The sequence below is a fragment of the Streptomyces colwelliae genome, assembly GCF_048158785.1.
Classification (GTDB): domain Bacteria; phylum Actinomycetota; class Actinomycetes; order Streptomycetales; family Streptomycetaceae; genus Streptomyces.
On the sequence record NZ_JBLTJC010000392.1, the window covers coordinates 1 to 9,366 of the forward strand.

Consider the following 9,366-nt stretch of genomic DNA (forward strand, 5'->3'; position numbering starts at 1 on the left):
TCGCACATCTGGGGGACTTGGGCCTCCAGCGCCGAAGTCGACGCGCGCGCCGAGCCGTCGTAGAGCAGGTCCGGACAGGGCGGGTTCGAGATACGGCAGCCCGTAGAAGGCCACGTCGCCGAACGCGGGCCACCGTCATCGCCGCGGCAAGGGCGGCGGACAGTGATCGTTTCTGCGGTGAATGCCGTCCGCTGGGCGCGTTGACCGTCCTGCCCGTCCTCGCCGACGCGCCCGCGAGCCACGCGACCACGGCGCCCTCCGGCTCCTCCGCCGCCCGCGCCGCCGTCACCACCTTCCGCGTCGTCTCGCGCTTCAGCAACCGGTGTCTGACCGCCAACGGCGACAACGTGGAGGTGGCGGAGTGCGGCGCCCGGCCAGGACTGGTACTGGGAGGGCACGAAGCTGGTCAACTACGCCGAGGCGAAGTGCCTCGACGTCAGGAACGGTGAGCTCGACGCCCCGGCCCAGCTCGTCGGTGACTGCCACGGCCAGGCCAACCAGCGCTGGCAGTGGAACGGCGAGCAGCTGCGGACCGACGTCACCTACCAGTGCCTGAGCATCCAGAACCGCGGCGACTGGAGCCCGCACGCGGGCATCAACCTCCGCGACTGCGAGGACACCGCCACCTGGCAGCGGTGGTACACGCGGAGCTAGCCGACCCGTACCGCGAGCCGACCCGTACCGCGAGGCGCGATCCACGGGGGCGCCGGTCCCCGTGGGTCCCGCAGCCTCCTGGGTCACCGGGATCACTGAGGTCGCCCCTGGTCAGACCGGGTGCCGGCGGGCTAGCGTCCGTGCATGGCAGCCTTTGACCCCTGGGACCCCGCGTTCGTCGACGACCCGTACCCCGCCTACGCCGAACTGCGGGACCGGGGCCGGGTCACGTACTACGAGCCCACCGACCAGTGGCTCGTCCCCCGGCACGCGGACGTCTCGGCGCTCCTCCGCGACCGCCGCCTCGGCCGCACCTACCAACACCGCTTCACCCACGAGGACTTCGGCCGTACGGCACCCCCGCCCGAGCACGAGCCCTTCCACACCCTCAACGACCACGGCATGCTCGACCTGGAGCCCCCGGACCACACCCGTATCCGGCGCCTGGTCTCGAAGGCGTTCACCCCGCGCACGGTCGAGCAACTCAAGCCGTACGTCAGCCAGTTGGCGGCGGAACTGGTGGACGCCCTGGTGGCGAAGGGCGGTGGCGACCTCCTCACCGACGTGGCCGAGCCCCTCCCCGTCGCGGTGATCGCCGAGATGCTGGGCATCCCGGAGTCGGACCGCGCTCCGCTGCGCCCCTGGTCGGCGGACATCTGCGGGATGTACGAACTCAGCCCGTCCGAGGACACGGCGGCGAAGGCGGTCCGCGCGTCGGACGAATTCTCCTCGTATCTACGCGAGTTGATCGCGGCCCGCCGCAAGAACCCGGGCGACGACCTCATCTCCGGCATGATCGCGGCCCACGACGAGGACGACGACCGCCTCACCGAACAGGAACTGATCTCCACCGCCGTCCTCCTGCTGAACGCGGGCCACGAGGCGACGGTGAACTCCACGGTGAACGGCTGGTGGGCGCTGTTCCGCAACCCGGAGCAGTTGGCGGCTCTCCGCGCGGACCACTCCCTCATCCCCTCCGCCGTCGAGGAGTTGATGCGCTACGACACCCCGCTCCAGCTCTTCGAGCGGTGGGTGCTGGACGAGATCGAGATCGACGGTACGACGATCCCGCGCGGCGCGGAGATCGCGATGCTTTTCGGCGCGGCCAACCACGACCCGGCGGTCTTCACCGACCCCGGCCGGCTGGACCTCACCCGCGCCGACAACCCGCACATCAGCTTCAGCGCGGGGATCCACTACTGCATCGGCGCGCCCCTGGCCCGTATCGAACTGGCCGCTTCCATGGGGGCGTTGCTGGAGCGGGCCCCGACGCTGCGGCTCGCGGCGGAGCCGGAACGCAAGCCGAACTTCGTGATCCGGGGACTGGAGGGGCTGAGCGTCGAGGTGGGGTAACGGCCCCTCATGGACCCCGGGTTGGACCTACTTCGCCGTCCCGCCCCGGGGTCCCTGGACCTGTCGGCCGCCCGTCCTGGTGGGACCGGGCGCGGGCTCCTTCCGCAACCGCTCGACGTGCTGCTGCTGGACGTCGCGGGAGAAGGTCAGGTAGTCGATGACCAGTTCCAACTGCTCGGGGGTGTAACGGCCGAACACCTTCCGGCCGGCGTCGTCGAGGAACGGACCGATCAGGCCGAAGGCGCGCTGTGCCGCCTCCGGGGTGACCCGGATCAGGGTCTTGCGCCGGTCGTCGGGGTGCGGCGTGCGGGTGAGGTAGGCGAGTTTCTCCAGCCGGTCGAGCATCGTGGTGACGCTCCCGGTGGTCAGGCCCAGCTGCCGGCTCAGCTCGCGGGGAGTGGTCTCCTCGACCCCGAAAAGGATCTCCAGGCAGCGCAGATCGGTCTCGTTGACGCCCATGAGCCGGGCCAGCTCGCGGTCGAAGTCGTCGACGGCGCTCTGGTAGGCCTGCACGGCCGCGCCCAGCCGCGCTTCGACCGCCCCTGAGTCCGACCCCGACTCCGTTCCGCTTGACATTCGAGATATCTCCCTGCATCGTAACTATCGGTTATTAGCTTGAAAGCCAAGATGTATGAAAGTCAAGCAGAATCGACCGACCTGAGGAGTCCACGCCATGTCGTCCAGCACGACCAACCCCATGAACGTAGCCGCTGACGACGGCAGCGGGCCGGTGCCCTATCCCAAGCGATGGGCGGCGGCGTTCGTGATGATCCTCGCGGCGCTGCTGGACATGATCGACGGGTCGATCGTGAACACCGCGCTGCCCTCCATCGGCAAGGGCCTCAAGGCCACCCCGGCCGACCTCCAGTGGACCGTGTCCGCGTACATGCTCGGCTTCGCCGCCACGCTGATCATCGCCGGGCACCTGGGGGACCGCTACGGCCGCAAGAAACTGTTCCTGCTCGGCGTCGGCGCGTTCGCGCTGACGAGTCTGGCCAGCGCGCTGGCGGCCTCGGCCGGGGTCCTCGTCGGCGCGCGCGGCCTCCAGGGCGTGGCGGCGGCCGTGATCATGCCGCAGATCCTCGCCTCGTTCCGCACGATGTTCGACGGTGAGGAACGCGGCAAGGCGTTCGCCCTGTACGGCGCGATCGCCGGGATCTCCACCGCCGTGGGCGTGCTGCTCGGCGGCGTGCTGACCGACTGGGACCTGTTCGGCTGGGGCTGGCGCACCATCTTCGTCATCAACCTCCCGCTGGCCGCCCTCGTCCTCGTCCTCGGCGCCAAGTGGATCCCGGCCTCCAAGGACCATGCCTTCAGCGGCCGCATCGACCTGCTCGGCAACGTCGTACTCGCCGCGGGTCTCGTCGCGATCGTGCTGCCGCTGGTCCAAGGCCGTTCCAACGGCTGGCCGTTGTGGGGCTGGCTCTGCCTGGCCGCCGGTGTCCTCGCGATCGCCGCCCTCACCATCTCGGAGGGGAAGCGCGGCATCAAGCACCCACTCCTGCCCACCGGCCTGTTCAAGAAGCCCGCCTTCAGCGCCGGCCTGCTCGTCCAACTCCTCTTCTACGGCGGCATGTCCGGCTTCTTCCTGGTCTTCACCATCTGGCTCCAGTCCGGCCAGGGCTACACCCCCACCCAGGCCGGTCTGCTGATGGTCGCCTTCAGCGCGGGCTCGATCCTGGCCGCCCCCGCCGTCGACCCGCTCGTCGCCAAGTTCGGCCGCAGCGTGCTGATCCTGGGCGCGCTGGTGATGGCGGGCGGGCTGTTCTGGGTTCGGCACCAGGCCCAGAACTCGGCCCAAGTGCACACCGGCGCCTGGCCGTTGGTCCCGGGACTGTTCCTGGCCGGGGTCGGCCTGATCTTCCTGATCATCCCGCTGGTGAACACCATCCTGAGCACCGTGCCGGGCGAGTTGGCGGGCGGCGCCTCCGGAATCCTCTCCACCGCCCAGCAGTTCGGCGGAGCGCTGGGCGTCGCCGTCATCGGCAACGCCTTCTTCTCCCACGCCGACAAGGGCCTCACCGACGCCATCACCCACGCGGGCCCCTGGGCGATCGCCGCCTACGTCCTGTGCGCGGTCCTGTGCCTCGCCCTGCCCCGCAAGGCAGTTGGCAACCAGGCCGAAGTCGCCGCCTGACCCTCCATTCCAACAGCGCGCCGCCCTACGGCAGTCGCGTCCCACCCCGCACCGACGAAAGAGACCTCCCCATGTCCGAGAAGACCACCCCCGCCGAGATCCTGACCCCCGCCGAGAAGCTCACCCTCCAGACCGCCGCCCACGGTGTCGTCTCCCTGATGGCGGCCGCCGACCCCGGCCCGATCTCCTCCACCCGTTCCGGCATGGCCGGCGGCAAGGCGCTCTCCGCCGCGACCGGGCTGGTCGGTCACGTCCTCGCCGAGAAGCCCAAGGGCCTCGACCTGGGCGGCGGTTCCACGGCCGGCCTGGCCGACCGCGTCTTCACCGCGCTGGCCGACTCGGTGACCCTCCTCAAGTCGAAGGCACCCGGCGAGGTCGAGAACTTCCGCGCCACCGTCGCCACGATCACGGACGCCGCCTCCCGCGCCCACAAGGGCGCCGCCGGGCCCGCCGAGACAGTCATGATCCAGAAGATCACCGCGGCTCTCGCCGACGCCTGACCAGCCGCCCCGCACGTCAGTCGCGGGTGGCGCCTTCGGGCCAGAGGATCTTCACGGGTACGTCGTGCTCCCGCGCGTAGGTGACGACATCGGCGGTGCCGCCGTAGCCGCGCGCGGGTCGGCCGTCCCAGACGGCGAGGAGTACGTCGACCTGGTCCACGAGAAGCTCGCTGCCCGCCATGTGGGCGTCGGGGCCGGAGGCGTTGAGCCCCGTGCGGTGGACCTGCGTGGCCCGGTGGAGGAGGTCGTCGTAGGCGGAGTGGTGCCAGGCGGGCAGGTCGGCGCGGTACTGGGCGGCCGGCAGGACGACTTCGAGTTGCCCGCCCTGGTCGAGGACGGCCCGGGCGAACCAGGTGTCCGGGCCGTCGGCGAGACAACTGACGCCCACCAGGCTCGCGTTGCCGGGTCCGGCACCGGTGCCGTACGACGTGACCGCCACCTCGATGAGCGCGCGCACCTTCCGCTCCACCTCGCCGGACAGGCCGCGGTGTCCACTGATCCCGACTCTCATGCGGGGGTACCTCCTGCTGGGAGAGGGGGAGTTCGGGCGATCGCGATCTCCACCGTGTCGCGGACGCCGACCGCGCGCAACGCGTCGATGCAGATCTCCGCGAGCCAGGCCGCGGCGTCGGGGGTCCACTCGGGCAGCGCGCACGCGAAGGCCGTACGGTCGTCGTGCGCTCCGGCGCGGAGCTGTCCGTGGCCGCGCTGTACGACCAGTTCGCGCACCCGCTCCGCCACGGTGCCGACCGGGCCCACGACGGAGACGAACGCCTCCGTGCGCGCGTCCGGTGCGGCCAGGGCGAACCAGTCCGCGTCGCCCACCAGATCGAACCGGGTGTCCGGCGCGAGCTGTACCGGCACCCGCACCGTCAGCCCCGTGAAGTCCAACTCGCCCACGCGGCCCAGCGAGTCGACCATGACCCGGGTCAACGGCAGGACGGGCAGGTGCTGTTCGTGCAGTCCGGTCGCGGGATACACGGTCAGCCAGGCGAGTCGCCGCACCCGGCCGTCCCGCGACCAGTCCCCGCCTGCGTCCGCGTGACCCCAGCGCTGCCCGCCGAGTTCGGTGCCGGCGCTGAAGCGAGTGGAACTCCAGCCGTAGGCGGCAGCCCGTTTGACCGCCAGTGAGAACAGGTCCTCGTCCAAGTCGTGGTCCGCGCTGACCTGCCCGATCCACGCGTGCTCGCGCAGCACCCCGTGGACCTCGGCGGTCATCGTGAGGTCGACGGGGTCCTCCGTGCTCGTGCCCAACGCCGTTTCCTCTCGGCCGGTCGAGTGCTGCCCGAGCGTGCTATCTGCCCCGCTGCACCAGGGCCCATACGCCGAGCGACAGCACGACCCCACCCAACACCGCCAGCGGCAACTCGGCGTACAGGACACTCCAGTCGGGGCTCGCCTCGAAGCGCCAGAGGCGGTCCCGGACGTCGTACGACCACACCGCCAGCCCAACTCCCGCGCCGAGTACGGCGGTCAGACATCCCCCGGCGGCCTGCGCGCGTTGTCCCATGCCCGGGACGGACGCGCGCGGGCCGCCGGAGGTTCCCGGTCGTGTTCCCGGTCGCGTCCTCGGTCAGGTCGTGAGGTCGCGGCGCCGTAGGCCCGTCAGTCCTACGGCGACCAGGGCGGCGGCGATCGCGGCGAGGGCGATCACCGGGCCCCACGCCATGTCTCCGCCCGGGAGCTTCGGGAGGTGGCCGAAGGGGGAGATGTCCAGGACCGCCTGGGGGAGGTTCAGCGCGGGGCCGATCCAGCCGAGCAGGAGGGCGAGTCCGGCCGCTGCCCAGGACGCCGGGGCCAGGCGCGGTGAGATGCCGTGGAGGAGCACGGCCAGGGCGCCCAGGGCCCAGATCGCGGGGAGTTGGACCAGGCTGGCCGCGAGGATGGGGCCCAGATCGGCGCCGTAGCCGAGGGTCAGACCGAGGCCGCTCAGGAGCATGATCAGGACCGCGCCGCCGAAGGCGATGACCAGGTGGCCGGCGGCCCAGCGCAGGCGGCCGACCGCATTCGCGAGGATCGGTTCGGCGCGCTGGCCGGTCTCCTCGCTGTGCAGCCGTAGGACCGACGAGACCGCGTACAGCGCGGCCAGCATGCCGAACATGCCGACCATCGTGGCCAGGAACGCGTCCTCGATGCCGGACTGGCCGCCCATCCGCTCGATGATCTCGCGGGTCTTGGCGTTGTCCCCGACCAGGTCCGCCGCGCCCTTCGTGATGCCGCCGAAGGCGACCCCGGCCGCGAGGAACCCGAGGCTCCAGCCCAGTACGCCGCCCCGCTGGAGACGCCAGGCCAGCGCGCCCGCCGTGCCGAGACGGCCGTGGGCCGGTCCCGGCCGGGCGGGCAGGAAGCTCATGCCCACATCCCGGCGACCGGCCAACTCGTAGGCCAGCAAGCCCTGTACGAGGGTCGCGGCGGCGAACAGGGCCAGTACCCACCAGAGTTCGGACGCGAACGGGCGCAGGTTCTCCAGCCAGCCGATCGGGGAGATCCAGGTCGCGGGGGACGAGCCGTCGGCGGTGGTCGAGTCGCCCACCGCGCGGAGCACGAACGCCGCGCCCACCAGCCCGCCGGTCAGGCCCTTCGCCAGCCGGCCGCTGTCCGTGAACTGCGCGACGATCGCCGCCAGCGTCGCGAACACCATGCCCACTCCGCCGACGCCGAGCCCGAGCGCGAGGGCGCCCGCCGCCCCCTGACCGGCCAGGCCGCCCGAAATCAGCAGCGCCAGCGCGGAGTTGGCGACCAGCGCCGTCAACAGGGCCGCCGTCAGCGGTGCCCGGCGGCCCACCATCGCCGAGGAGACGAGTTCCTGGCGGCCGCTCTCCTCCTCGTCACGGGTGTGCCGTACGACGACGATCAGGCTCATGACCCCGGCGAGGATCGCGGCGTAACCGCCGATGCGCCAGGCCGTGAGACCGCCGAGCGAGTCGCTGAACACCGGGCCGTAGGTGGCGCGCAGCGAACTGCTGGTGAGCATCTGGCGGGCGATGTCGGCGCGTTCGGCGGGGGTGGAGTACACGCTCTTCAGGGAGCCGGGGAGGGAGAGGACCAGCAGGCCCGTCACCGCCACCCAGGCCGGGATCACCACGCGGTCGCGGCGCAGGTTGAAGCGCAACAGGGCTCCGGTGCCCGCGAGTTGGCGCGAGGCGCCGGTGCCGGTGCGGGTGCCGGTGCGTGCGGGGAACGCGGCGGCCGTCATTCCGTCTCCTGGTAGTGACGGAGGAACAGTTCCTCCAGCGTCGGCGGCTTCGAGGTCAGCGAGCGCACACCGGACTCGCTCAACGACCGCAGCACGGCGTTGAGTTGGTCCGTCTCCACCTGGAGCCGCACCCGATCGCCCTGTACGTCGAGATCGTGCACGCCGGGGATGGACGCCAACCCGTTGGGGGCGCCGGTGAGTTCGGCCACCACGCTGGTCCGGGTGAGGTGGCGCAGGTCGGACAGCGAACCGCTCTCCACCGTGCGGCCCTTGCGGATGATGCTCACCCGGTCGCACAACTCCTCGACCTCGCTGAGGATGTGGGAGGAGAGCAGGATCGTACGGCCCCGGTCGCGCTCCTCCTCCACGCAGCGCTGGAAGACCTCCTCCATCAGGGGGTCGAGGCCGGACGTCGGTTCGTCGAGGATCAGCAGGTCCACGTCCGAGGCGAACGCGGCGACGAGGGCGACCTTCTGGCGGTTGCCCTTGGAGTACGTGCGGCCCTTCTTGGTGGGGTCGAGTTCGAAGCGGTCGATCAGGTCGGTGCGCCGGGACTTGTCCAGTCCGCCGCGCAACTTGCCGTAGAGATCGATGACTTCACCCCCGGAGAGGTTGCGCCACAGCGTCACGTCACCGGGGACGTAGGCGACCCGGCGGTGCAGTTCGACGGCGTCGGTCCATGGGTCGCGGCCCAGGAGCTGGGCCGCGCCCGAGTCGGCGTGGAGGAGGCCGAGCAGGACGCGGATGGTCGTGGACTTGCCGGAGCCGTTGGGGCCGAGGAAGCCGTGCACCTCGCCGGTCTCGACGTTCAGGTCGAGGCCCGCGAGGGCTTGTGTCCTGCCGAACGACTTGTGCAGTCCGGAGACGGTGATTGCCTTCGTCATGGTTCAGAACGTACGCTTCTTTCAGAAATTTGTGAAGTTAAGGAAGTGTGTGAAGCCCGGGTAGGGTGAGTCCATGACGGATCAGGCGGAGCGGGACCAAGAGGCGGTCTCGAAGTTCGTGGAGAGTTTCGCGGCGCAACTCGTCGAGGCCGGGATGCAGCGGATGCCGGCCCGGGTCTTCGCCGCGCTCCTGTCCTCCGACGACGGCGCGATGACCTCCGGTGAGCTGGGCTCGCAGCTGCGGATCAGTCCGGCGGCGGTGTCCGGGGCGGTGCGGTATCTGGCGCAGACGCACATGGTCTCGCGTGAGCGGGAGCCGGGTTCGCGGCGCGAGCGGTATGTGGTGCACGGCGATCAGTGGTACGAGGCGCTGACCAATCGCGAGGCCCTCATCAAGCGCTGGGAGGGGGCTCTGCGGGAGGGGGTCGGCAGTCTCGGTGCGGAGACGCCTGCGGGGCGGCGGATGGCCGAGACGCTTGCCTTCTTCGAGTTCATCGAAGGGGAGATCGCGGCGATGATGGAGCGGTGGCGGGTTCACCGAGAAACACGCTTCGGTGGAACCCCTTAAAGGGGCGCGGGGAACTGCGCGACCAGCCACAACGCTCCCGCAGGTTCGTACTTACCCGCGGCCCGGTGGTGGGC

At 70.9% G+C, this 9,366-nt stretch carries 12 protein-coding genes; 6 read left to right on the plus strand and 6 right to left on the minus strand.

Annotation, left to right across the window (positions count from 1 at the left end):
* Positions 1-200: 200 nt before the first annotated feature.
* From ACNFOC_RS45110 to ACNFOC_RS45120, 3 genes are all read left to right on the plus strand, one after another.
* Positions 201-449, plus strand: a complete 249-nt coding sequence (locus ACNFOC_RS45110) for a hypothetical protein (protein ID WP_416964805.1) — start codon at positions 201-203, stop codon at positions 447-449.
* Positions 403-654, plus strand: coding sequence for an RICIN domain-containing protein (locus tag ACNFOC_RS45115; RefSeq protein WP_416964816.1), 252 nt, complete (start codon positions 403-405; stop codon positions 652-654). The genes ACNFOC_RS45110 and ACNFOC_RS45115 overlap by 47 nt, the downstream gene beginning before the upstream one ends.
* A 144-nt stretch (positions 655-798) precedes the next feature.
* A complete protein-coding gene (locus ACNFOC_RS45120) occupies positions 799-2,007 on the plus strand; it encodes a cytochrome P450 (RefSeq protein WP_416964806.1) in 1,209 nt (402 codons plus the stop codon).
* A gap of 27 nt (positions 2,008-2,034) precedes the next feature.
* Here ACNFOC_RS45120 and ACNFOC_RS45125 read toward each other — a convergent pair whose 3' ends face one another.
* Positions 2,035-2,583 (minus strand): MarR family winged helix-turn-helix transcriptional regulator, encoded by a 549-nt coding sequence (locus ACNFOC_RS45125; protein ID WP_416964807.1) that lies wholly within the window; start codon positions 2,581-2,583, stop codon positions 2,035-2,037.
* Between the two features lie 97 nt (positions 2,584-2,680).
* On the opposite strand from ACNFOC_RS45125, the gene ACNFOC_RS45130 reads away from it, so the two are divergent.
* Together ACNFOC_RS45130 and ACNFOC_RS45135 are read left to right on the plus strand one after the other, a co-directional pair.
* A complete protein-coding gene (locus ACNFOC_RS45130) occupies positions 2,681-4,144 on the plus strand; it encodes an MFS transporter (RefSeq protein ID WP_416964808.1) in 1,464 nt (487 codons plus the stop codon).
* 71 nt (positions 4,145-4,215) lie between these two features.
* The gene (locus ACNFOC_RS45135; protein WP_416964809.1) at positions 4,216-4,644 is read left to right on the plus strand and encodes a hypothetical protein; all 429 of its coding nucleotides are present in this window, start codon (positions 4,216-4,218) and stop codon (positions 4,642-4,644) included.
* Positions 4,645-4,660: 16 nt separating this feature from the next.
* On the opposite strand, the gene ACNFOC_RS45140 is transcribed toward ACNFOC_RS45135, so the two are convergent.
* The 5 genes from ACNFOC_RS45140 to ACNFOC_RS45160 form a co-directional block, all read right to left on the minus strand.
* Positions 4,661-5,155: a hypothetical protein gene (locus ACNFOC_RS45140; RefSeq protein ID WP_416964810.1), complete on the minus strand. Its 495-nt coding sequence runs from the start codon at positions 5,153-5,155 to the stop codon at positions 4,661-4,663.
* On the minus strand, positions 5,152-5,898 hold the full coding sequence (locus ACNFOC_RS45145) for a hypothetical protein (RefSeq protein WP_416964811.1): 747 nt from the start codon (positions 5,896-5,898) through the stop codon (positions 5,152-5,154). Before ACNFOC_RS45145 ends, ACNFOC_RS45140 begins: the two co-directional genes overlap by 4 nt.
* A 40-nt stretch (positions 5,899-5,938) precedes the next feature.
* The gene (locus tag ACNFOC_RS45150; RefSeq protein WP_416964812.1) at positions 5,939-6,154 is read right to left on the minus strand and encodes a hypothetical protein; all 216 of its coding nucleotides are present in this window, start codon (positions 6,152-6,154) and stop codon (positions 5,939-5,941) included.
* 63 nt (positions 6,155-6,217) lie between these two features.
* Positions 6,218-7,840, minus strand: a complete 1,623-nt coding sequence (locus ACNFOC_RS45155) for an ABC transporter permease (RefSeq protein ID WP_416964813.1) — start codon at positions 7,838-7,840, stop codon at positions 6,218-6,220.
* Positions 7,837-8,724 (minus strand): ABC transporter ATP-binding protein, encoded by an 888-nt coding sequence (locus ACNFOC_RS45160; RefSeq protein ID WP_416964814.1) that lies wholly within the window; start codon positions 8,722-8,724, stop codon positions 7,837-7,839. Before ACNFOC_RS45160 ends, ACNFOC_RS45155 begins: the two co-directional genes overlap by 4 nt.
* A 73-nt stretch (positions 8,725-8,797) precedes the next feature.
* Here ACNFOC_RS45160 and ACNFOC_RS45165 point away from each other — a divergent pair, with 73 nt between their 5' ends.
* Positions 8,798-9,292 (plus strand): GbsR/MarR family transcriptional regulator, encoded by a 495-nt coding sequence (locus tag ACNFOC_RS45165; protein ID WP_416964815.1) that lies wholly within the window; start codon positions 8,798-8,800, stop codon positions 9,290-9,292.
* Positions 9,293-9,366 lie beyond the last annotated feature (74 nt).